Genomic DNA, 22,499 nt, shown 5'->3' with positions numbered 1-22,499 from the left:
CCAATCCCTGCCCTCCAATCTTGCACACTATCGCTCTCGACGCAACTTCTCTATATCTTGGACCAAGGCTTGAAGTGCGCCTTCTATTTTCTCCAGCTTCTCATCGGTTGATCGTCGTTCTTGATCTTCTTCGGTCTCTTCTTTCTCGATATCCTCCGAGATTTCTTCAACATCATCGCCAATTTCTTCCACTTCTTTTTGAATGCCTTCGACATCCTCGCCGATTTCCTCAACATCTTCCTGAATATCTTCAATATCCTCTGAGATATCTTCCACATCTTCTTGAATGTCATCGATATCCTTCTGCACTTCGTCGATATCTTCCGCCTGCCGATTCACCGTCATCTGAATGAATATGGCAAGATAAATCGCCTCAAGCGAGACGACTGTCGTTAAAATAAGAAGAATTTGATCAAAGGTGAACCTGAAGAAAGAAAGTGAAAAAATCCCGACAAAAAATATCGAGTGAATTGTCAACGACGTCACCGACCCGATCGCCCGCGCCGATCGCTCCGCAAGCTCCTCTAGGGGACTTTCTCCCACTCCCAATTCTTTCACCTCATTCTTTGCACTCCCAAGAGATTTTTTTTCCATACCCAAAGTCTACACCGCTTCAGCACGAGAGGCAAAACATGTCACTCAAAAAGACACCTCTTTAAATGCCTTAAAAAAACAAAAAGAGGAGACACGTTGGTCTCCCCAAAAATCCATCCTATCCCTAAAACCATCGCATCCCGACCATGACGTAAGCGAGGAAATACCCCGCTACCCGACGCACCTCAAAAGTTGATTTTCGGTTTTTAGTTTGAACTTCCGGTGCCGAATTCTGGATTGTTCGACCATTTTCCACTATTCGGCTTTGGTTCACTCGACGCTTCCGGAATTTCCGTTTTCGGAGTTTCTTCCCCTGCTTTTCTTTCCTGATCAATCGCCTCGACATACAAGGCGACTGCGCTCTGCGCACCGTAATACGCGAGGGTAGAAAGACCAATAGAGGCAGGGACCACCAGAATCAAAACAAACACAAGTCCCGCGCCCCGATTGACACTACTCCCCCGACCCGAGAGGAGGCAACCGATACAGTGGGTCACCATATAAGACACAGCAATCGCCAGTAAAAACCCGCCGCCGACGCCCATCCACCAAAAATCAAAATCGAAAATAGACTCAAACATTTTCCTCTCCTCCCGGTTGAAAAAAATTTGTAAAAAACAAAATCCTCTCGGAGATTCTTTTGAGATTCCAAAAGAATCTCGATTGAGAGAAGAACGCTTCGCCCGTTTCCGAGCGAGACGGCAATTCCGAAGACTACTCCGGAACCGCCGTTCCGCCAAGAAAAAATTGTCTTTCCACACTAACGCTCGATTGTAGCAGAGAATTCATAATTTGTCAATATGCGTTGAACATAATGTTCTCTGCTGACCTCTTTTTAACTCAGAATAAACAAAAACAGGGTATTCCCCTGCTCTTTTTTGCGGATATTTAGCGCATTAAAACGTCGATTCCGCCACACCGAAACCATTAGTACATACCCTAATATACCTCGTTTTTAATCAACCATGGTTGACTAACTTGACAGAAACCAATATTTCTGCTACACTTCTCACTGTCAGTCGTCGCAGTCGCAATGTCGAACGCTGTCGAAATGACAAGTCCGCCGTCATGCGTGACGGCGTTTACAACTTTTTCTCCAAGCGGTGTGAAAGCATGTGCGCGGAGGAAGGAGGTATCATGAAACAGCAACTAAGAGGACCGGGCGGAGGAATCCGCCAACAAAATTCGGGACCAGGCGTCGGCTAGGTCCCGGAAGCGGAAGTACCCCCCCCACAATGAAAATTTCTCAAGGAATATGTTCCTTTAGGAAGAAAATTCATTGTTGGGGGTTTTAAATTTCTCCTCTGCTCGTTCAAACGCAAGACCAAAAAGAGAGCGAATTGTCATCGCAATAGCTTTATTTTCTATGACAATCCCCAGCATATCTTCATACGAGATAAACTGAATCGTGTCTTTATACACCGAGATATCTCCCGGGAAATTGCAAACTTCTTGAGGGACACGAAGGATAACGTCACCTTCCTCTGAAACAAGATTCTCCGACGCATTGCAGAGCGCATGCGCCTCCATGTGATTCTTTACCCGTTTCGCCCGAGCTTTCGCCGTCTCTTCCTTGGAAATATATTTGTCAAGCTCATCCTTTGAAAAAACGGTATACAGTTTTTCTCCCTTCGCGTACTTAAAACTCGAGTGAGCCATCCGGAGAATTCCTTCTTTTCCAAGATAATATTTCACAACCGGATTCTTGTTTTTGAGAGCGTTCCGCTCCGAGAGCTCAGAGACAAGTGCCGAGACGCGCTCTTTCTGCGCTTCGAACTCTATGCGCTTCTTTTCAAATATCGCTTCGAGCTGCGATGGGTCCTCGGGGAGAAAGTATTGCTTCGTTCCCTCATCAACCGCACTCGCAAGCCCCTTCTTCATGAGGTTCTCCATGACAAAATACGTCGTTGCTCGGTTCACATCCGCTTTCTTGGCAATGTCCTGCGCCGTCGCTCGCCCAAGCTCGAGCATGGCGATATACACTCTTGCCTCCTTTTCCTGCAGTCCTATTTCTTGCAATTCTTTTTCGAGATTCATGGAAGTTTCATTAAGAGATAACCGACGTTCCGCTATTTTTCGTATGCTATCACAAACCAGAGAAATAAAAAACGGATCGATTTCCCTACCGATCCGCTCAAAAATATCAGGGAGTTAGCCCGCCGCCAAATCATTTTTCTGATCCTCCACCTCTGGAAGACCAAATTCTCTCCGTTTCCGATTGGAGAATGCAATCAAGGCCTTTCGGTAATGAATATCGACGACACTTCTCAAAGGAGTCCCCCCTTGCACACGTCGCTCTTCAGAGTCCCAAGTTTGAAACTCCCTATACTCGAGACTTTCCAGGAACTCTTCGCGGAGCTGTTCGTGAAGAGGTTGGGAGACATCTTCCTCATTCGAAGGAAGAATCGGAGAAAACCCGATCGATTGAACCGCCGATTGAACATCACTCTTCATACTTATTTCCTTTCTTTGAAAAAACTGCATCGAGTATACCACGGAAAATAAACGCCGTCAACTGTCAAATCCGAACACTCGCAAGTACGCCCCAAGAATTCGTCTCTTTATCCCGCGAATAGATCACGGAATAAAAGTCAGTGTTCCCTTTATGAAGATACCCTCGAGAATTTTCATTCTGTCCTTGGTTCTTCGAAAGAAAATCGCGGAAAGCGTTTTTGAGAGCGCTCTTGCGATCTTCACCAAATCCTTTGCATTCTTGGTCAATAATGTCTTCCCATTCTTGCGATCGAAAAGTTCTCGCAAACCTCGTAATATCTTGTTTGCCTTTTCCCTTCAGCATATCGCCTTTTTTCCTTGTATCATTTCCTTTCGAAGAATCCTGAAAATCTTCGATCGTTTTTTGCGCAAACGATACAAGCCTATTGTACGTATTTGAAACATTCTCCTCATTCACTAACTCGCTTGCAATAAAGTCTTTCCACTTGGTTGAAAATGTTCCATCATTGAGATTATCCTCTATGAACGACGCCACCTCTTTGGAGAGAATTCCTTGAACGAATTCCTTGTGCGCTATCAGTATTTTTTCATATTCCAATTTGCTCGGAGGGCTGTTTTTACACTGAACCAAGTGTGCGATATACCGCCCATCAGATCCTTTTTCTATCTTTACAAGATCTATTTTTCGCTCCGAATCAAGCTCCGTATTTGTTCCAATTTCACAAGTTCGAGAGTTGTCCGACTGATCAATATAGTTCCGTTTGAAGCTACATTCCCTCACAATATATTGATATGGCGCCTCAATACCACTCATGTCTGGCGGTCGTTTTCCCAAAATCCCTTTCCAGTCATTATACAATGCAAGAATATATTTCCTTCGCAAGGCCTCCTTTTTTTCACGCCTTTCATCTGGAGAAATATGAGCCCCAATCAATGCATTCATTTCGGTTGCAAATCCCTTAATTTCACCAAGCTTTCCACTGAAAAACTTCGACGTCAATGCAAGTTCTTCTTGGAAGCTTCCCGGAACAAAAATGGAACTTACCCACCCGAAATTCCTTGTATTCGCTGGGAGAATACCCTGATCAATCGCTTGCATTAAAACATAGTTCAGTGCAGCATCTTGGATTCGAATACTCCCTGCATGTTTCGCAGGGTCAGCCATCTCCAGAAAATAAGCATCAGCAATATCCTGCATGAAATCCTTGAGGGATCTTTCATCTTTCTTCTGTGGAGATTCAAGAGAAATATCGTGCGAATTTCCCTCCTTTTCTCCGCGGATCTCAAAAACAAATTGTCTGTTTTCCATCCCCATAAAAAATCCTTGAAATAACAAATGGCTCACCTTCCGTATTCGTGCGACGCCTTGATATCAGTGACACTGTCCACTCCCTGCTCGGAGAGCCGCCGAAGCAAGTCCGCACGAAACGCAATCACTTCCTCGACCCAAAGACTGCTCTTGCAAGAAAGGAAAAGTTTCCTTCCATCAAAATATCGTGGCACTACCGAGGCGACACCTCGCTTACCATATTCTTCTTCGAGGATTTTCGCCACGAGAAAAAATATTGTCTTCTCGTCAATCACTCGCACCTTCCGCTTGCGAGGTGCCGAGTCCTGACGATACTTCGAAGCAAGAAATTTCGCGAGCGATTTCATATCCCTATTTCTGTATCGGCATCATGATATACGTAAAGCTGGCGCGAGGCACATCCTCATCAGTCATTGTGAGCGCGACTGGTGTCCCTGTAGTATTCCCGCGAAACGCAACAGACGGCGTCTCCATAAAGCCGACACCATCAAGGAGTGATTTGGGCGGAAATACCACGCGAAGCCGTCCGCTTCCAGAAAGAAACTTCGCCGGAACTTCTGCTTGTTGTTCCCCGACACCACTCGACACTGCCTCAACAAGCACTTTGCCATCATCGGAAGCAAGTTCGACAGCAATCTCTCCCGCCGCAAACACGGTCGCAATCTTGAGCGAACGCAAGAAAGCTTCTTTCTCAATCACAGCAGAAAAAGAAAATTCTTGCGGCATAATCTGTCTATAGTCGGGAAATTTCCCGAGAATAAGTCGCGAAATAACCTCGATGCCTTCCATTTCAAAGAAGACCTGATTCTCATCAAGCGTCATGGAAATGGTTTTCTGTGTCGGGCTGATGGCGCGAGATACTTCCATAAGAGTTGCTGCCGGAAGGATGAGCGATCCTGAGGCACTCACTTCGGCGAGCAAGTCTTCTTCGAGAAACTTTTCGAGCGGGAGAATTTCCTCCGCCAGACGAAAGCTATCTGTCGCTGCAAGCGCAAGTTCCTTTTCAGAAAAAAGGAAATTGACACCTGTCAATTCTAATCTCGTTTCTTGCGTTGCAACGCACGGCAAGAGTCTCGAGAGCGCCATCCGAAATGCCTGCGCCGGGAGCTCTATAGATTTAGTATTCTTCTTGGCGGGAATAATTGGAAAATCCGTGGCAGGGAGTCCTTTTATTTTCACCTTGTACCCGCCGCAGGAAATAGAAAGTGACTGCGCCACTTCCTCGAGCGTCGCCACCTCTGTCCCTGGGAGATTCCCCACAAACTGCGAGAGTACCTTAACTGGCACCGTAAGACTCCCCTCACTCTCCACCTTGGCGCCAACTCGCGCCACAATGCCAATTTCGAGATTGGTCGCCGAGAGCTTGAGTCGCCCCGACTCTGTCTCGATGAGCACATTTGCCAAGACCGGAAGTGCACTCTGCCTTCCCGCTGCCCGCTCCACTGCACTAATCGCTCGCTTCAGATTTTCTTGCGTACACATGAGTTTCATAGGCACTACATACAAATTACAAATGCTAAATTTCGAATGATATAAGAATTTTTTGAATACAAATGCCTCGGACTTTTCCCCTTATTCCCGATACAGTCGTTCTCGCAAGCTGACCATGTCTTCTTTGAAATGACCGTCTTTCTCCATATCTTTTTGAATACGATCAACCGCATGAAGCACTGTCGTATGATCGCGCCCGCCAAAGTGCTTACCGACACCAGAAAGTGAAACGTCGAGCTCAGTGCGCGCGAGATACATCGCCGTCTGGCGCGCGAGGGCAATCTCTTTCTTGCGCCCTTTTTTGTACAATTCTTCTTCGGGAACATTGTAGAACTCCGCGACAATCTTTGTAATACTCTCAAGCGTCACCGTCTGTTTGTGTGCGGTGATAATTTGTCCGAGCACCTTGGCGACATAGGCAGGCGTTGGGCGAACTTTCTGAAATTCCGCCGAGACGAGCACGCGATTGAGTGCGCCCTCAAGCTCACGGGCATTGTTAGTAATATTTTCCGCAATGAAACGAATACAATCCTCTTCGAGCGTTGTGCCCTTTTCGAGTAATTTGAGTCGCAGTATCGCCATGCGTGTCTCGAGATCAGGGCGACTCACATCGGCAATCATACCGCCTTCGAAGCGACTCTTCAGTCGATCTTCGATAGTCGGAATCGCTCGTGGCGTTCGATCGCTCGTAATCACCACCTGCTTATTGAGCTGATGGAGATTATTGAAAACATGAAAAAATTCTTGCTGCGTTTTCTCACGACCAGAGAGAAACTGCACATCATCAATGAGGAGTATATCAATCTCCCGGTATGATCGCTTGAAGTCCTCCATGGTCTGATTCTTGATATGATTGATGAGCTCATTGGTAAACTGCTCAGAGGTTGTATATCGCACAACCATGTCCGGATGATTGCGGCGCGCCTCATTGCCAATCGATTGCAATAAATGTGTTTTTCCAACACCAACAACGCCATAGATAAAGAGTGGGTTGTAGAGCGTCCCCGGACTCTGCGATACGGCAAACGACGCCGCGCGCGCCAACTCATTATTCTCTCCGATGATGAAATTCTCAAACGTATAGCGAGGATTAAGATTGGATGTCACTGGTCGATGCGAAACCATCGGAGCAGACACTGGAAGAGGGCTGTCCTGACCAACACCAACTATTGGGTGAACCGGCAACACTCCCAGAGACATCCTCGTTGAAGATGGCAATGCCTCCGGGGAAATTTCTCTCTTCATACCGTCATGAGAAACAATGTTATCTTCCCATGTTTTTTCTGTGTGATGCACATGAAGAGAAGGCGAATTTTCCGACGAATCCGGCGCCACTGATTGAGATACTTCCACAGTATGAGTAGAAGGAGCGGGAGAAATCTTCTGAGTCGAATCCGTTGATGTACGGATGAAGCAGGAAATCTCGCGAATAGACGAATCTTGTTTTTGAAGTGCTTGAAGAATAATGTGATTATACCGATTCTCCAGCCATTCCTTGGTAAAAGGACTTCCCACCGCAATGCGCGCAATGCTGTTTTCGATAGATACAAGCTCTGTATTCAAAAGCCATGTCTCAAAGTTTGCCTTCGAAACAGACAGTTCCAATTCCCCTAAGACTGCTTTCCAGAGTTCTTCATACTTCATAACACGGTTCGTTCCCCACTTTTCCACAGAAATTGTTGTTCACTTCTCCACACTACACCACTTCGATATCCCTTGTAAAAAGGGCTGTGCACAACCTGTGGATAATTCGACCGTTTGACTTTTTTCTCCCTTTTGGTACACTTCGAAATACTTTTTGCATCAGACAGTGTCCTATGAAACGAACGTATCAACCAAAGAAACTGAAGCGCAGTCGTCGACATGGCTTCCGCAAGCGGAGCGCAACCGTCGGTGGACGCAAGGTTCTTGTCGCACGAAGACGAAAAGGGCGAAAGAAACTCACGGTATAACCACGGTGTGCTATGATACCGAGAGCCTACCGATTATCCAATCATCAGGAGATACGTCGAGTGTTTCGTCTCGGAAAGAAGGCTTATGGAAGCCTTTTTTCATTCATATCTCTCCCCAATTCACTCGAAAAAAGCCGCTTTGCCGTCATCGTCAGTAAGAAGACCGCGCCTCGCGCCGTCGATCGCAACCGCATCAAGCGCTTCGTACGAGAGGCTCTGCGTCCCAACCTCCCCCATATCACCCCCGGATACGATAGCATTGTCGTCTTTCTCAAGAAAACTCCCGAAAACCCAGATTTGAAAGCAGTTTCTACCGATATAGACTTCCTTCTGCATCGCATCCGACTCTTGTCGTAAAAATCCACTCAAGGAAGTGTCAAGAAGATATACTACCCACGCTGTTCTTCAGAAAGATACCAAATATTTCAATAAAATTTCATCTTAAAACTCATTTTCTCGAATCATGTCTACACTCTTCCATTCCGGCGTCTACCAACCAATATACAACCTGCTCGTCTTTCTCTATGACACCATTCCCGGGGGAGATTTTGGTATCGCCATTATCGTTGCCACTATTCTTCTCAAGACAGCGCTCTTCCCCCTTTCTCAGAAACAAATCGAGTCTCAGAAGAAGATGCAGGATATTCAGCCAAAGATAAAAGAGCTTCAGAAAAAGCACAAGGGTGATCGCGAGAAACAAAGTCGCGCTATGATGGAGTTCTACAAAGAAAACAAAATTAACCCGCTTTCCGGTTGTCTCCCGCTCATACTCCAGCTCGTCGTCCTCATTGCCATTTACCGCGTCCTCTTTAATATTTCACATGCCGGTTTCGTTGTTTCAACCGAAGATCTCTACACATTCGTTTCCAATCCGGGAGATATCCATCGCTTCTTCATTGGAATACTCGATCTCTCAAAGCCGAGCATACTCCTCGCCGCGACTACTGCGCTCGCTCAGTACTACCAAATGAAGATGATTATGGACAAGAAGCAGAGTCCAGAAAAATCTCCCAAAAAGTCTCCTCCTACGAAAAATTCGGATGCGCCAGACGAATCTCCCGATTTCAGTCAAATCATGACCAAACAGATGCTCTATATCGGTCCCGGGCTCACGCTCTTCTTTGGTATTACATTCCCCTCAGGACTCGCACTCTACTGGCTTGTTTCCACCCTCTTCATGATTGCTCAACAGCAATATCTCTTTAAGAAAAGCTCCGATCCGAAGCGCCCAACGTTCATTCGCAAGTCGGCATAGGATGCATTCGCGCATTTTTGAATCCACTCGCTTTCTTTCAACCCTTTTCATCGTGGCTCAACAATGGTATCTTCTCTATCAGGAGGGAAGGGTCGCTTGCCGACTCATAACCACATGAGAAGTTTCTATGGATAACCAACGAGCAGAAACCGTCCGCACACTCGTGAGCGATATACTTACCAAAATGACACTTCCAGCAGAGGTGGACATTCAAGAGCCAGCATTTCCTCTACAAGGAGAATTTGTGTGTCACATCTCCACCAGTGAAGGCTCAAATCTCTTGATTGGTCAGCGCGGACTCAATCTGGAAGCACTGCAAACTATTGCTCGTGCATCCGCGCGCCGAAAGCTTGAAGGATGGGCGGATTTTTCAATAGACGTCAATTCCTACTGGAAAGAAAAAACCGAAGCTCTCTTTGCAGAAGCAAAAGAGGCAGAACTCAAATCAACGACAGAAAAAACTCCCGTACTCTTTCGCCCTATGACGCCCTTCGAGCGAAAATGCGTACACATGGCGCTTGCCGATTCTCCTACCGTCACCACTGAAAGCTCCGGCACCGGCGAACACCGCAAAGTCGTAGTAAAACCGAAAGAGGCTCTCTGAAAATTACATTCGTCACACCCGCGAAGGTGAGTGTCCAGGTTCCGTCAGTCCATGGAAAGCACACTGCGAACTTCGCCCTAAGAGCGACTGTGCTTAGCAAGTGGTGACTGTCCCCCTACCGCAAAACAGGACTAGCGAGATTCTTAACTCTGTTTACTTTGCAATAGAGTAAAGAGCATAAACATTACTCCATCTCATGCCACTCGCTCGACGCATCGCCTATAATGTCGTGTTCAATTCCGTTGCCAAAATCGCTTCGACGGTCTTGGCGCTCGTTGCGATTGGCTTTATAACGCGCTATCTCGGCACAGAAGGCTTCGGAAATTATGCGACCGTTCTCGCCTTTTTCGGACTCTTTGCTGCACTGGCAGATTTCGGACTCTCTCCACTCCTCGCGCGAGAAATATCCCGAAAGGACGCGCCCGAACAAATTATTGTCGGCAATGTCGTTACACTCCGCATCGTAAGCTCATCGATTATTCTCGGGCTCGCACTCATCGCTGTGCCTTTCCTGCCCTATGATCGAGAGCTTCGCCTCGGCATTATCATCGCAGCAATCGCCTTTGTCTTCGCTTCCTCTTCCGGCATACTCAATGGAATTTTCCAGAAGCGTCTCGCCATGTTCGAAGTGGCAAGCGTGGAATTTCTCGGCAAGTGTCTCCAACTCAGCATTATTATTGCTGCCGTTTCTTTCGATTGGGGGTTCGGCGCCATTATCTTGGCCCTCCTTGCCTACATGGTCTTCAATGCTGGCGCATTGTTCTTCTTGAGTCAAAGACTCCTTTCATTCAGACTTTCATTTGATATTTCATTTTGGAAAAGCTTTCTCCGCGAGTCCCTCCCTGTCGGCATGATTTCCATCGTTTCCTTCGCTTATTTCAAAATGGATACGATACTCCTCTCCGTACTCCAAGGAAGCGCCGATGTCGGCATCTACAATGCTGCTTACAAAATTATCGAGAACCTCACCTTCTTCCCTGCCATGATTGCCGGACTCGTTCTTCCACTCTTCTCCCGATACATCTTCCACGAGCCAGAGAAGTTCCGTCTCGTTGCTGATAAAACCTTCAAAGTATTCGTCGTCTTTGCTGCGCCACTCGCTATTGGCGGATTTTTCCTCGCTGAACCACTCGTACTCCTCATTGGCGGTCCCGATTTCCTTGCAGCTGCTCTCCCACTGCGCATACTCGTCTTCGCGCTCGCTGCCATATTCTTCGGAAATTTCTTCAACGCTATACTCATCGCCGGCAATCTTCAGAAGCGCCTCCTCGCTGTCCTTTCTGTAGTCGCCGCTTTCAATATTGTCGCCAATCTCTTCCTCATTCCCAAGTATTCTTTTGCTGGCGCCGCAAGCGTTTCACTCACGACCGAAGGTGCCGTCGCGCTGGCAACCGCCTTTCTCGCTTTTCGTTTTCTTGGATATCGTCCCGATACCCGCGGACTCTTTCGAATACTGCTTGCTTCCGGTATTCTGGGTATCTTTCTCTTCTTCTGCGCCTCTTTTCCCTTTCTTGTACGACTCCTTGGTGGCATATGTGTCTATCTCGTGTCTCTCTGGGCAACTGGAGGCATTGGCATGGATGAAATTGCACCGCTTCTTTTCCGCAAACATTCCGCACTCGAAAACAACGAAACAAAATCGCCCCTCATATGAACCGATCTCCACTCGTCTTTATCTTGATACTCAATTACAATGGGCGTGCCACACTCCCTAGTTGTTTGCGCTCCATTTTTCATCTTAACTATCCACTCTTCCGTGTCGTAGTCATCGACAATGCTTCCATAGACGGCTCCTTTGAACAAGCAAAGAAAGCTTATCCGAAAGCGCACTTCATCAGAAACTCTGAAAATGTTGGCTTCGCACGCGGTATGAATGTCGGTATCCGCTTCGCTCTCGACCAAAGAGCAGAGTATCTCTGGCTCATCAATCCAGACGCCGTTATCCCAAAGGATTCACTTTACCCTCTCGTCAGCGTCCTTGAACGTCATGGAGATGTCGGGATGGTATCCCCATTCATCACAGCGCCAGGAAACAAATCTCTCTGGTTTGGCGGCGGAAAAATATCCTGGCTCCGGATGCGCGCCATTCACACACCACCGCGCAGCCACACTATGCCCTTTGAAACCGGCTTCCTCTCCGGGTGCGCGCCACTTATCAAAGCTTCGGTTTTCCGAATCGTTGGACTCTTTGACGAACGATTTTTTCTCTACTACGAAGACGTTGATCTTTCCTATCGAGCCAAGAAATCCGGCTTCTCTGCTATTGTTCATCCAGGAGTCACCATCACTCACTCCGAAGAAAGCGCAAAAAATCCCGAGAAAACCTATTGGCTTGTCCGCTCAGGTCTCCTCTTCTTCCGAAAGAATATGCCACTCCTCGAGCAACCTTTCTTCTGGACCGCTCTTGCTCTGCGAAAATGCTGGAATATACTCCGCATTGCGCGGCACAAAAAAAACAAAGACGTCTCAGCGCTCTCCGTACGCGATGCCTTCAGAGACTTCTGGAAATATGGATACTAATACGAGACAGAAGACGCCGAAGTTTTCATTTATTATCGTAAACTACCACAGCGCAGCGCTCCTTCCGGCGTGTTTTTCATCGTTTCAAAATATCATTCTGCCCAAAGAATACGAATGTATTGTCGTCAATAATGACCCGAGCGAAGAATCAGTTCTTCTTTCCTTGAAAGAAAGGTTCTCCTTCACACTTGTCTCCCTCGCCAAAAATCACGGCTTCGGTTTTGCAGCAAATCGCGGCGCCGAATATGCAAAAGGCGACATACTTATATTCCTCAATCCCGATGCGCGTTTTCTTTCAGGAAACATGCAGGACATAGCAAGTATATTCAAACAGTATCCGTCTGTTGGCATAGTTGGCATGAAGCTCCTCATCGAGCCAGAAAAGCCTCAACCATGGAGTGCCGGCAAACACATCACACTCGTAAATATCTTCAGAAACCACCTCGGACTTTCGGCAAGCACCTCACTCTGGAATACAAAAAAGTCTCGATCTGTCACATGGGTAAGCGGTGCTGCACTCGTCATTCCTCGCGCGCTCTTTTTTCAAATCCATGGCTTTGACGAACGATTTTTTCTCTACTACGAAGACGTCGATCTCTGCACTCGCACAAAAAAGCTCCACAAGAAAATCGTCTTCACGCCACGCGTGAACATACTTCATCGAGGAGGCGGGAGCATGGAGCATTCCCGAGAGCAACAAAAGCGCGAGTACTACACCTCCCAAGACCAATACTTCGCCCTTCATCGCCCACGACACGAACGATTTCTCCTTGCCATTTTTCGAAAGATATTCTTCCTATGACTCGCTTTTTTTTCTTGTTCTTCTTTGCGACGCTTCCCTTTCAATTTGCCCTGAGTCCGATGCCGGGCATCGACCTTCACATCTCCAGACTCTTCGTCATCGGGCTCTCGGGACTATGGTTTATTCATTCACTCATACGCCGATCATTACCACTCCCCTCAAGATTAGAAGCATTTCTCTTGCTCTCTGTTTTCTTTCTCTTGGCATTTTCTCTCTTCTTTGTTGAGAATCTTTCATGGGGACTGCGCAAACTCAGCTTTCTCCTCTCGTTCTTTCCAATTTTCTTCGTCGCTTTTTCAGTGTTCCGTGAAGCAAAATCGCGAGAAATATTTGCACGAGTGCTTGTGTATGGTTCAGTGATTTCTGGTATTGTCGGCATCGCACAATTTTTTCTTCCGTTTATTATCGGCCTCGATCCAGCCATACTCTTCTGGCAGAGCACTATTCTTCCACTGTTTTCCGGACACACTTTCTCCGATGTTGTTTCGGAATATTCCAGCATGGTGGTCAATGTTGGTGGAACAAATTTCCTCCGAGCAAGCGCTTTTTTCCCCGACCCACATATCGCCTCATTCTTCTGGGGCATGACGATTCCACTTTCACTCATGCTCGCTTTCTGTACAACGCAGCCAAAAACACGCATAACCTTTTCAGTGGCATCTTTCATCATACTGCTCGCAGATATTCTCACTTTCTCTCGCGGCGGATACCTTGCTCTCCTCATCACAGCGCTTTTCGCTTTGGGTATACTCTTTTCAGAGCTCATTCACAAACACATTCTTGCCTTCAGCATATCGGGACTTCTCCTTGTACTCATAGCTGCCACACCAAATCCGCTCTCCAGTCGACTCATTTCAACCTTTGATCTCTCTGATCATTCGACAAGTGGTCGGATCGCCATCTGGAGCGAGGCAATACATATTATTGAGCAACACCCATTTGTCGGCGTCGGTCTCGGCAATTATTCCAATACCGTACTCCCCTCAGCAACCTATCGTGAACCGCGCTATGCTCACAATACCCTACTCGATATCGCCGCCGAAACCGGTATACTATCGGCAATACTCTTCTTCCTCCTCCTTTCAATTACTCTCACACGATCACTCACGAAATATCGAAATAACCCACTCATCTTTGCTGGAGGATGCGCACTCCTCATCTTCTCTCTTCATAGCCTCTTCGAAACACCGCTCTATTCGGTACATATTCTCCCACTCTTTCTTAGCCTCATTGCTTTCGTACTGTAAAATACTTCCAAAATTCACCCCTTACCATCTGAACCATTATCAGTCCATGCAAACATTCCTTCTCTTCAATATAATTGCTCTTTTTTTTCTCCTTCCCTTCGAAGGTGCGCGCTTTGTGTTCTTTGGCATACCAATATATTTCATTGAACTCGCCGTCACATTCTTTGCCACAAGCATTCTCCTTGCAAAAAACACCTCACTCTCACAGAAATCTCAAAAAAAGAGCGTATTTGTATTCCCACCATCCGCAATAAACACTGGTATTCTCCTGCTTCTTGGAGGCGTCATTACTTCGATTCTTGCCGCGCATTCAGAGAGTGCAATCTGTCCACTTTCATCCGAATCGTTTCTCCGATCACTCGGTATTTTCAAATCATGGTTTCTCTTTCCTCTCCTCTTTGGATACAGTATATATCTCGCTTCTCAACGGTATTTTTCGCGCGAGAATGTGATATTTCTTTTCGCGGTATCTTTTTTCCCTTTCGGAATATATTCTCTTCTCATGTGGCTTTTTGGAAGCGGAATGACCTATGACGGACGATTCGAAAGTATTTTCAATTCTCCAAACGCTTTCGCACTCTTTCTCACACCAGCGACTCTTCTCTCTTGGTACTTTTTCCGAACGCGAAAAACATTTCTCTGGCTTGCATACACTGCCATGTTTTTTATTCTTCTCTTCTCCGCCCATTCCTTTTCAGCGTGGATTGCCACTTTCATTGCCATACTCTCGCTTGAGGTTGTACAACATCGCATAACCTTCAAAAGACTCGCAAGTGTCCTCAGCATCGCCACAATTTTCATTTCAATGGTCGCATTCTCCCAAAGAAACACCCCGCGATTTGAACATTTCTTCAATCTGGACTCGCGATCATCATTCGCGTCGCGCGTTATGATTTGGAAGTCCGCCGAGAAAATGCTCATAGACTCGCCTATCTTTGGCGTCGGACCGGGAAATTTCCAAAGTTGCTACCTTGTCTATCAACAATACTTCCCACCCTATCTCGAATGGTCGGTGCCGGAGCCACACAACATTTTCCTCGCTTTTTGGCTCGGAAGCGGCGTTGTCGGACTTATTTCCTTTTGCATTCTCATTATCCTTTGGTTTCGAAACACCCTTCGAATATATACGAAAACAGAGAACCCTTCGGTTCTCTTGACGCTCATGGCAATCATGCTCGCACTCATTATCCATGGACTCTTCGACACGCCCTATTGGAGAATGAGTCTCGCCTATATATTCTGGATTATATTTTTTCTCGGCATTCTCCCCGAGAGAAAAGCCCTCTTTGATTGCACTGCGGAAAGGGGATGTTCGCTTCGCACGGTTTTTCAGAAGAAATTGTTTTTTTGCGGCTTTCGAAGCGAACATGCGAAGACAGGTAAAAAAACAATTTCTTCTGAAAAACAGCCCCCTCACAATCTCTAAAAATTCTTTCTCTCAACTAACGACCCCGCCAACACAAATGTGCTACAGATTGATTCGATAGATTTTCCCATCATGTCGGTTGTGGAAGAAGAGCATGGTTTCATCGGCATCGAGCACAAGGTTCTCGGCATCATAGCTCTGATCAATATCATTTGGATCCACTACGCGTGACTTCTCGCCGGTCTCGACATCCACTTTCCAAAATGTGTCCATTGTCAGAATCGGTTTGCGATAGTAGTCATTCGGAAGAATACTCCCCGCCGGTATCGACCCGGGAAGGGCGTAGTAGACAAACCGGCTATTCTTCGACCACACCGCCTTCCCCACAAGAGACGGGACAAAGAGATTGGTATATTCACCACCTTGGTCATTGAGAAGTGCGAGGGAAATGCTCGAGCTTCCTTTCTCAATCGAATTGGACACGAGAATACGCGTGCCATTCGGTGCAAAAAGGTAGTCCGCGCCATAGTTGGCAGAAAAAATCTCTCGCATATCCCCGCCCACAATCGGCAATGCTTTGAGCGATGTCCGTTCAAAAGCATTTCCTCGATTCCACACCGCCACCATCGAACTCTTCGGCACCGGGCGCATCTCAAGAAACTGAAACGGCGTCTCTCCAATCATCCCCCAATCGGAACCATCGGGATTGGCAATATTGAGTGTCCGCTTCTTTGTCGTCGCATCGAAATATTTGTAGACAATGCGATCGCCAAGACTCGTCCATGTCGGACTCTCTATCCCGGGCTTCAAGAGAGACACCATTGATTCGCCCGATCCGCCTTCATTTTGCCGGACAAAGAGCGCCCACTCGGTGTCATTCTTCTTTACCAATGCCTTCCCGCCATCTGGCGACCACACGATATCCTTTGGAATGAAAGGGAAATTGACCACCGTTTTCGGCAATCCCGTTGCGAGAAAAGTTTCTTTGAGCGCTTTCTCATCTGGTGCAAGATAGAACACTGCGCGATCTTTCGCATCAAAGAACGGCACAATTCCCTCGCCATCGGTAAGCGGCGCTATTTTCTGATCTTTCATCGCATCACTCTGCTTCGGAGGAGAAGCACTGGGTTCATTTGGAATCACCGCGACATTTGGCACCTTCCCATCAAGCGGATTATTTCTGAAAAGAAAATTATATATCAAGAAAAACAAGAGCAACACTCCAAACAAAACCGCCGTAATGATGAAAAATTTCTTCATACGCCTACTTATGTCCATCACAATCACAACCTGATACACTTATATGTACATGATTTCCCTCATCATTTATAAAAGGGGTACCACAACTACGAGCAGCAACCTTTATTTCTTCTTTCGACGCAGCTCCAGCATTACTCGTATATGAATTTGATATATCAGCAGCACATGATTTTGATGCTTTTGCTTTCCCACCATAGTGGCATGAGTTGGTAGTATGCTCACAAGGAGGTTGACTATAGCTATCTCTACATTGAGTAAACAGACTCTTTCCTCCAGAATCTTCGGAAATGCTCGATATTTGTATCTTCTTACTTCCAAGTTTGTCAACTATACATTTAAGTGCATCTGAAACAGCTTGCGACGCGTCTTCGCAATGTGCTCCGGATTGAGTCTCTGCACCACTGCAACCCGACCCAGACCCAGCTATTGGTGTTTCCCCAGAGCTAGAATTCGATCCGCTCGTTCCAATTGCGCCATTCAGTCCACTCAGTTTCAGATTCGTCAAATCGCCATTTATCGTATCGAGGAGGAGCCATGAGATAAGTGCAATCACGAGCCCGATAAGTGCGGAGTAGATATACTTCTTGGCAGTGCCGAGAAGCGAGGTATTCCCCGCACTTGAAAGATAGAGAAATCCTCCTACGACGAGCATAAAAAGTGCCGATATCCCCACAATCCACAGCGCCAATTTATAGAGATTCCCAAAATACGTCGCGAAATCCCCACTCTGCCCATCAAACCCCGGCAAATTTTCAAGCGGGGTATAGTTGAGAGAAGTGGAGCCAGATGTGTTCGCCGTAGGTGTTGTCGTAGGCGAACAATCTTTTGGAATGCAACACACAGATCCGCCCTGTTGATTCGATCCGCACGATCCATACTGCGTCAGATTACCACAACCCGGAGACGCCGGCATACATGTTCCAGAAATCCCATTGCCACATTGCAGCTTATTGCAAGTCACATCTGGATTTGAACTAGAACTTTTTAAAGAGCAGCATGTAAGATCAGGAAGATTTGGCGCTCCTTTCTGGCAGTCTTTTCCAACGCCAAGGTCATCCTCAGTCGAGGAACTACATCCATCTTTCTCTTTGCATAATCCTGTTCTTCCACTTGCTTCACAGTTTGATCCAACACTCCCGGAACGAATACAGCAGACTTTTCCTGTTCCGCAGGTACCATATTTGTGCAATACACCAACAGCGCAACTGTCGACACCAATGTCGTCTCTACATTCTCCAGCATTCGGTGTAACCGCTTTACATTCAGCTTCTGTTGTCGGTTCCGCACCAAAAACCATCTTTTCAGAAAATCCGAAAACAACCAAGACTCCAAGTAAAAAAATAGAAATCTTCCCAATTTGTTTCAGATACTTCATACGAGGTTCTTTATATCATCAGTCCTTCACGTAGATACGCAGACTTTTGTGTTTTTGTCTATTCCTTACGCCACCTCTATTGCCCTTCAGGGAAAGACGCAAAATCTTACGTCTCTACGCCCTATCTTCCTTTGTTTCCGGAGCGAATGAAAACACTACACCGATAATCAGAAGGATGAGCCCCATTGAAAGAATAAGTCGGACGGAAAAAAGTACAAATGGAGGTACTGCCGAGAGAATCGATGCAAAGAACGTATTTGATTTTGTCTTACCAAGATAGTTGTTCCCATCAATCAATTGAATCTGAATCTCTTTCGAAAATCGCACCGTTTCAGAGCTAAAGGGAGAAATACGCCAGATATCATAGAGCGCTTTGCGGAGCTCGCGAGGTTGATTATAGGCACCAGAGAGCGTCACGGTATAGATATCGCCGACATTCCCGTCGAGCGAAAGTGAGAGACCTGTGTCATTCCACTTGAAAGGGTTGCCATTAATAGACCAGATCATTTCATTTTGATCATCACCCGCTTTGACACCATTCAAGACAAATGTACCGAGCACTTCCGGACGGAATATTGCGGACAATTGCGCAACACCTCCCACGACTCCCTCAAAGGACGTCTTACTCATATCATCAGACTCCGAACCATCAAGATTGACATACTTACCGAGGTATTTCGGCCAGGCCGCCTCAGTATCAGTCGAAACAATGTCAAAATCTGGATCCACAATCTGAAAGCGTCGCGATACTGTGAATGACTTTCCCGTTTCAGCATTGTTGGCAACTACCGTCACGATATACATATCCCCCACATTTCCAGAAATAGGGAAAAAATTAACCGCTCCCTGCTTCGTATCATCACATTCGCCCGACACTCGGGATGTACACGTAAGCGCCTGACCATTGAGTGTCCACGCATAATCACGGATTTCTCCCTCACCCGTCGACAGGAACACGCCTACCACTTGATTGTTCAAAACAGGGCAAATGGTTTGCTGGAACGTATTGCTCTTACAGAGTTCTGTGCTATTCCGCTTGACGCTCACAAGTCCGGTTGTCGAGTCTTTCACTGTATCAACATCGTAGACATCGACAGACTTGTTCGCCACGATTTTGACAACAACCGAACTTGATCCACTCTGACTGACTGCACCGGCAAAATTCGTCGTTGCGCTCACCATAATACGGAAATATGCCACATCGTCAACAAAGTATTCACTAAAACCAGGGATAAGCGTGTTCGTTTTCGCATCAGTATAAACAGTACTATTTAAATTGAGGTTAATCGAAAGGGAAGAAACATTGTTACCACTTGGCACACTGATGTTTTTTGCTGTTTGGAGATCGCGCGTAATATCCGTCCACACATTCTCGTCACTGAAGCGAGTATTGAAGGTGCCGTCTTTACTCGCCTGAACGCGCCACGTGTAATTGGTAAGCGCCGTGCTTTGCTCCACATTTGAAGAAGCGGCATTGATCGTCAACATATCCCCTGTCTGAGCAATCAGCTTGGCATCGGTCGTATCATCCCCCCAAGGAATAAGCTTCGCAGAAGGCGCATCCGGCGCATACGAGAGAGAAACGTCGACATTTTCTGCTTGTGCGCCCTCTGTCGGATCGACAAGGTTATCTTCCAGACAGTCATTAATATCCGTCGTCGAGGTATTAATGGTCACCTGTGCTGTCGCATCACTCGAAAAGCCTTTTGTTGTAATTTGCTTCGTTCCTTTCCCAACAACCGCGCAGACATTCTTGGGCAATGCCCACATAATCATCATGCTCGAATCATCGTACTTCGTTGTATAAAGAGAAGCGCCCTCCACAACAACGCCAACTCTATCTTCGGGTTGATACGTCCACTTAAATGTCCCTTGTCCCAAACCAGCTATATTTGCTTCATCCTTATTGCCATTTTGCGCAGTGCTCGGGTCCTCTGGATCAGTACGCCAGAAATGCTCTTCATCTATAGAAAACGAATCGTCACTTTCTCCGATATTTCCGTCACGAAAGATACGTCCATTCCCATCTATCTTATAATTATTCGGAAAGAGATGCTCACACCCACTGGTCAATTCGTAATTCTCCCCATCCTGAAAATCATGAATATAACAATAGGAATTTTGTCCCGATTTCCCATCACCTCCATAAGTCGCGCGGTAGCCATCCGCATCGCGATCGTTCCCCTTGTTCCCCGTCGGATTCACCCGACTTGGCGCATCGGGATTGTACATATTCTCCGCACAGTTTGCACGCTCTTCATCAGTAAGACTGCCATTGAGCGAACATGTGGAGTCAAAGCTTTCCGCAACAATTGCCTGCATAGCTTCAATCTTCCAATCCTCAACAGATATGACCCGTTTATTTCCAAATCGGTCAACTCTCCAGTCATTGCTACTTGGACTCGAATCCCGATCGCAGAGTTTCAGGGTTTCTTCATTTGGAGAGTTATTCAAATCACAGCCTTTTCGACGAATATACCACGTGTAATACAGTGTATCCTTCTCATTCCCAAAAAACTCAGGGAAGGCACGTGCTTCCATCTCCGTTCCCGGCTTCGGATCAGAGGGGCTGAAATAGAGCAATACTTGTGGAGATTGTCCTTTTTGTGAGGAGACATTGAAGTTTTCCCCCTGATTCTGCAAGCTCTCCAGATTGAGATGATACCGACGCTCGAAATTTTCAACCGTACCGGAAAATGTCGGCATATTGGTGACAAACACATCCGTAATGTCAGCAGAAACCCCTTTTGGAAATACCAAAAAGGCAGCGAGAAAAATCGCAGCGAGAAATGTTTTTGAAAAAAGAATGCCTTTTTGTTTCATGATATCGAAATCGCAAGAACCGATATGAGTATAGCAGAAAACAACGAGAAAAAGAACGACACAAACACGGATTCTGTCACAAATGCAAGTATTGAGGCGATGACTGACCAGACAATGGTAAATAGAAACGTCACCCCACTCCCCGAATCAGCAAATATTTGAAGCTCTTTTGTAGAGACAGCTGCAATGAGGAGGAAATGCGCTACAAGACTCCATCTATACGCATATCGTTTCCAGAAAAGCAAGAAAAATCCACGAAAGAAAACTTCTTTCAAAAAAACAAACCACGCGAGAAATCCTAGGGACCCGAGAAACACCCAGAAATCGCTATGTAGTGCCGCATGAGCTCCTCGAGACACATTCAGAAATGCTTGCCCAAAAGATGTGCCCGCAAGCACTCCCCACACAAACATACCAAACACGCAAACGCTCAACACTATCAATGCGACATTCGAGAAGATACCTCTTTTCCCCCATGAAAAGCCAAATGTCGACAGTGGCTCTCGCAATACCAAACGGACAAATACTGCCGGAAGTAGAAAATATGTTGAAAATGCTAAAACAAATCGCTCTACTGTGCCCGAAATCGGAAAGAAAAGCGCAAGCACAATACTTGCCGCTATTATCGCATTCATCGCGAGAAATCGCCGATTCAAACATGACTGAATAAGCGGGTATTTTCTTTCAGAAGGTGCCATAAAATATACCCTTTAGTGCCTCTTTTACGCTCCAAGTGTAGCTTCATATTCTGGAGTATCCCAAGTAGACTGCATCCGTTCAGATACCCTGCTTTTATCAGAACTTTTCCGATTATCCGCTGCCTGTCGAATAACACCGGTAAGATTTGCGTTCATTTTCTTTCGATCAAAGCGCTTCGAATTTCGTGCAGCAACAAACTTCTTGTCGACGGTATAAATCATTCCAACAGCTGCCACCGTAAATGGGAGAAGATTAAATGGAAACGCAAGCCCTTCAAGAGGAATAAGTCCCATCAAGATGAATGCATCTATAATAATCAATCGAGCATTCGTTGTAAGTCGATACCGATGTTTTGGGAAGAAAAGGAGTAATAATATAAGTATATCGGCACACATACTTATCACAGTCGCTATTCCCGGGAGCGCCAGCACAACAGTAAAATCGAGAAAATCTTTGAAACAAGCAACGATGAACGGTGCTGAGTAGGAGAAAATACTTACTCGTTCTGCACGCCCCATTTCCACATGCTCCGATTCAAATTCCTCTTCTTCCGAAATGGTTGCCTCTTCTTGAATGATGTGCGCCTGTTGTTGTGCCTGTCGCAAGCGCTCTCGCTGCTCACGAAAAAGCATTCGCTCTTCTTTAGCAGCCTGCTCAAGAGCAAAATTATCACGACCATTCACCGCAACACGAGCAACTGCCATAGGTATATATACAAGCAAATGCCCACTTCTTTCATTTCACTTTG

At 46.4% G+C, this 22,499-nt stretch carries 22 protein-coding genes; 9 read left to right on the top strand and 13 right to left on the bottom strand.

Going from position 1 to position 22,499, the window contains the following annotated elements:
* Positions 1-27 precede the first annotated feature (27 nt).
* From IPJ67_04830 to dnaA, 8 genes are all read right to left on the bottom strand, one after another.
* Positions 28-594: a DUF1003 domain-containing protein gene (locus tag IPJ67_04830; GenBank protein ID QQR77421.1), complete on the bottom strand. Its 567-nt coding sequence runs from the start codon at positions 592-594 to the stop codon at positions 28-30.
* A 206-nt stretch (positions 595-800) separates the two neighbouring features.
* Positions 801-1,175, bottom strand: a complete 375-nt coding sequence (locus IPJ67_04825) for a hypothetical protein (GenBank protein ID QQR77420.1) — start codon at positions 1,173-1,175, stop codon at positions 801-803.
* Between the two features lie 682 nt (positions 1,176-1,857).
* Positions 1,858-2,631 carry a hypothetical protein gene (locus tag IPJ67_04820; GenBank protein ID QQR77419.1) on the bottom strand — a complete coding sequence of 258 codons (774 nt, stop codon included), beginning with the start codon at positions 2,629-2,631 and terminating at the stop codon, positions 1,858-1,860.
* A 114-nt stretch (positions 2,632-2,745) separates the two neighbouring features.
* Positions 2,746-3,048, bottom strand: coding sequence for a hypothetical protein (locus IPJ67_04815; protein ID QQR77418.1), 303 nt, complete (start codon positions 3,046-3,048; stop codon positions 2,746-2,748).
* A 64-nt stretch (positions 3,049-3,112) separates the two neighbouring features.
* Positions 3,113-4,357, bottom strand: a complete 1,245-nt coding sequence (locus IPJ67_04810; protein ID QQR77417.1) for a hypothetical protein — start codon at positions 4,355-4,357, stop codon at positions 3,113-3,115.
* Positions 4,358-4,389: 32 nt separating this feature from the next.
* Positions 4,390-4,704, bottom strand: a complete 315-nt coding sequence (locus IPJ67_04805) for a hypothetical protein (GenBank protein QQR77416.1) — start codon at positions 4,702-4,704, stop codon at positions 4,390-4,392.
* Positions 4,705-4,708: 4 nt separating this feature from the next.
* Positions 4,709-5,848, bottom strand: coding sequence for a DNA polymerase III subunit beta (dnaN, locus tag IPJ67_04800; GenBank protein QQR77415.1), 1,140 nt, complete (start codon positions 5,846-5,848; stop codon positions 4,709-4,711).
* A gap of 81 nt (positions 5,849-5,929) precedes the next feature.
* Positions 5,930-7,492 carry a chromosomal replication initiator protein DnaA gene (dnaA, locus tag IPJ67_04795; protein QQR77414.1) on the bottom strand — a complete coding sequence of 521 codons (1,563 nt, stop codon included), beginning with the start codon at positions 7,490-7,492 and terminating at the stop codon, positions 5,930-5,932.
* 173 nt (positions 7,493-7,665) lie between these two features.
* Here dnaA and rpmH point away from each other — a divergent pair, with 173 nt between their 5' ends.
* The 9 genes from rpmH (at position 7,666) to IPJ67_04750 (ending at position 15,654) form a co-directional block, all read left to right on the top strand.
* A complete protein-coding gene (gene rpmH, locus IPJ67_04790; protein ID QQR77413.1) occupies positions 7,666-7,800 on the top strand; it encodes a 50S ribosomal protein L34 in 135 nt (44 codons plus the stop codon).
* Positions 7,801-7,812: 12 nt separating this feature from the next.
* Positions 7,813-8,157, top strand: a complete 345-nt coding sequence (gene rnpA, locus IPJ67_04785) for a ribonuclease P protein component (protein ID QQR77412.1) — start codon at positions 7,813-7,815, stop codon at positions 8,155-8,157.
* Between the two features lie 106 nt (positions 8,158-8,263).
* Positions 8,264-9,055: a YidC/Oxa1 family membrane protein insertase gene (locus tag IPJ67_04780; protein QQR77411.1), complete on the top strand. Its 792-nt coding sequence runs from the start codon at positions 8,264-8,266 to the stop codon at positions 9,053-9,055.
* 127 nt (positions 9,056-9,182) lie between these two features.
* Entirely contained in the window at positions 9,183-9,659 is a 477-nt protein-coding gene (locus tag IPJ67_04775; protein QQR77410.1) for a hypothetical protein, read from the top strand.
* 196 nt (positions 9,660-9,855) lie between these two features.
* Positions 9,856-11,313 (top strand): flippase, encoded by a 1,458-nt coding sequence (locus IPJ67_04770; protein ID QQR77409.1) that lies wholly within the window; start codon positions 9,856-9,858, stop codon positions 11,311-11,313.
* Positions 11,310-12,179 carry a glycosyltransferase family 2 protein gene (locus IPJ67_04765; GenBank protein ID QQR77408.1) on the top strand — a complete coding sequence of 290 codons (870 nt, stop codon included), beginning with the start codon at positions 11,310-11,312 and terminating at the stop codon, positions 12,177-12,179. Before IPJ67_04770 ends, IPJ67_04765 begins: the two co-directional genes overlap by 4 nt.
* The gene (locus tag IPJ67_04760) at positions 12,169-12,981 is read left to right on the top strand and encodes a glycosyltransferase family 2 protein (GenBank protein QQR77407.1); all 813 of its coding nucleotides are present in this window, start codon (positions 12,169-12,171) and stop codon (positions 12,979-12,981) included. The genes IPJ67_04765 and IPJ67_04760 overlap by 11 nt, the downstream gene beginning before the upstream one ends.
* Complete coding sequence (locus IPJ67_04755) at positions 12,978-14,228, top strand: O-antigen ligase family protein (GenBank protein ID QQR77406.1); 1,251 nt, start codon at positions 12,978-12,980, stop codon at positions 14,226-14,228. The genes IPJ67_04760 and IPJ67_04755 overlap by 4 nt, the downstream gene beginning before the upstream one ends.
* A gap of 46 nt (positions 14,229-14,274) precedes the next feature.
* Positions 14,275-15,654: an O-antigen ligase family protein gene (locus tag IPJ67_04750; GenBank protein QQR77405.1), complete on the top strand. Its 1,380-nt coding sequence runs from the start codon at positions 14,275-14,277 to the stop codon at positions 15,652-15,654.
* A gap of 42 nt (positions 15,655-15,696) precedes the next feature.
* Here the strand turns inward: IPJ67_04750 and IPJ67_04745 are convergent, their stop codons facing one another.
* From IPJ67_04745 to IPJ67_04725, 5 genes are all read right to left on the bottom strand, one after another.
* Positions 15,697-16,854, bottom strand: coding sequence for a hypothetical protein (locus tag IPJ67_04745; protein ID QQR77404.1), 1,158 nt, complete (start codon positions 16,852-16,854; stop codon positions 15,697-15,699).
* 4 nt (positions 16,855-16,858) lie between these two features.
* Positions 16,859-18,229 carry a hypothetical protein gene (locus tag IPJ67_04740; GenBank protein ID QQR77403.1) on the bottom strand — a complete coding sequence of 457 codons (1,371 nt, stop codon included), beginning with the start codon at positions 18,227-18,229 and terminating at the stop codon, positions 16,859-16,861.
* A gap of 114 nt (positions 18,230-18,343) precedes the next feature.
* Entirely contained in the window at positions 18,344-21,052 is a 2,709-nt protein-coding gene (locus tag IPJ67_04735; GenBank protein QQR77402.1) for a hypothetical protein, read from the bottom strand.
* Positions 21,049-21,750, bottom strand: coding sequence for a hypothetical protein (locus IPJ67_04730; GenBank protein ID QQR77401.1), 702 nt, complete (start codon positions 21,748-21,750; stop codon positions 21,049-21,051). The genes IPJ67_04735 and IPJ67_04730 overlap by 4 nt, the downstream gene beginning before the upstream one ends.
* A gap of 24 nt (positions 21,751-21,774) precedes the next feature.
* A complete protein-coding gene (locus IPJ67_04725; protein QQR77400.1) occupies positions 21,775-22,455 on the bottom strand; it encodes a hypothetical protein in 681 nt (226 codons plus the stop codon).
* Positions 22,456-22,499 lie beyond the last annotated feature (44 nt).

The organism is Candidatus Moraniibacteriota bacterium (assembly GCA_016699385.1).
GTDB lineage: Bacteria > Patescibacteriota > Minisyncoccia > Moranbacterales > UBA1568.
The sequence above is the reverse complement of the archived record's forward strand: the minus strand, read 5'-3'. Positions and strand labels throughout refer to the sequence as shown.

Coding starts and splice junctions, on each gene's coding strand:
- IPJ67_04830 (QQR77421.1), bottom strand. CDS start 594: ATGGAAAAAAAATCTCTTGGGAGTGCAAAGAATGAGGTGAAAGAATTG.
- IPJ67_04825 (QQR77420.1), bottom strand. CDS start 1,175: ATGTTTGAGTCTATTTTCGATTTTGATTTTTGGTGGATGGGCGTCGGC.
- IPJ67_04820 (QQR77419.1), bottom strand. CDS start 2,631: ATGAATCTCGAAAAAGAATTGCAAGAAATAGGACTGCAGGAAAAGGAG.
- IPJ67_04815 (QQR77418.1), bottom strand. CDS start 3,048: ATGAAGAGTGATGTTCAATCGGCGGTTCAATCGATCGGGTTTTCTCCG.
- IPJ67_04810 (QQR77417.1), bottom strand. CDS start 4,357: ATGGAAAACAGACAATTTGTTTTTGAGATCCGCGGAGAAAAGGAGGGA.
- IPJ67_04805 (QQR77416.1), bottom strand. CDS start 4,704: ATGAAATCGCTCGCGAAATTTCTTGCTTCGAAGTATCGTCAGGACTCG.
- dnaN (QQR77415.1), bottom strand. CDS start 5,848: ATGAAACTCATGTGTACGCAAGAAAATCTGAAGCGAGCGATTAGTGCA.
- dnaA (QQR77414.1), bottom strand. CDS start 7,492: ATGAAGTATGAAGAACTCTGGAAAGCAGTCTTAGGGGAATTGGAACTG.
- rpmH (QQR77413.1), top strand. CDS start 7,666: ATGAAACGAACGTATCAACCAAAGAAACTGAAGCGCAGTCGTCGACAT.
- rnpA (QQR77412.1), top strand. CDS start 7,813: ATGATACCGAGAGCCTACCGATTATCCAATCATCAGGAGATACGTCGA.
- IPJ67_04780 (QQR77411.1), top strand. CDS start 8,264: ATGTCTACACTCTTCCATTCCGGCGTCTACCAACCAATATACAACCTG.
- IPJ67_04775 (QQR77410.1), top strand. CDS start 9,183: ATGGATAACCAACGAGCAGAAACCGTCCGCACACTCGTGAGCGATATA.
- IPJ67_04770 (QQR77409.1), top strand. CDS start 9,856: ATGCCACTCGCTCGACGCATCGCCTATAATGTCGTGTTCAATTCCGTT.
- IPJ67_04765 (QQR77408.1), top strand. CDS start 11,310: ATGAACCGATCTCCACTCGTCTTTATCTTGATACTCAATTACAATGGG.
- IPJ67_04760 (QQR77407.1), top strand. CDS start 12,169: ATGGATACTAATACGAGACAGAAGACGCCGAAGTTTTCATTTATTATC.
- IPJ67_04755 (QQR77406.1), top strand. CDS start 12,978: ATGACTCGCTTTTTTTTCTTGTTCTTCTTTGCGACGCTTCCCTTTCAA.
- IPJ67_04750 (QQR77405.1), top strand. CDS start 14,275: ATGCAAACATTCCTTCTCTTCAATATAATTGCTCTTTTTTTTCTCCTT.
- IPJ67_04745 (QQR77404.1), bottom strand. CDS start 16,854: ATGAAGAAATTTTTCATCATTACGGCGGTTTTGTTTGGAGTGTTGCTC.
- IPJ67_04740 (QQR77403.1), bottom strand. CDS start 18,229: ATGAAGTATCTGAAACAAATTGGGAAGATTTCTATTTTTTTACTTGGA.
- IPJ67_04735 (QQR77402.1), bottom strand. CDS start 21,052: ATGAAACAAAAAGGCATTCTTTTTTCAAAAACATTTCTCGCTGCGATT.
- IPJ67_04730 (QQR77401.1), bottom strand. CDS start 21,750: ATGGCACCTTCTGAAAGAAAATACCCGCTTATTCAGTCATGTTTGAAT.
- IPJ67_04725 (QQR77400.1), bottom strand. CDS start 22,455: ATGGCAGTTGCTCGTGTTGCGGTGAATGGTCGTGATAATTTTGCTCTT.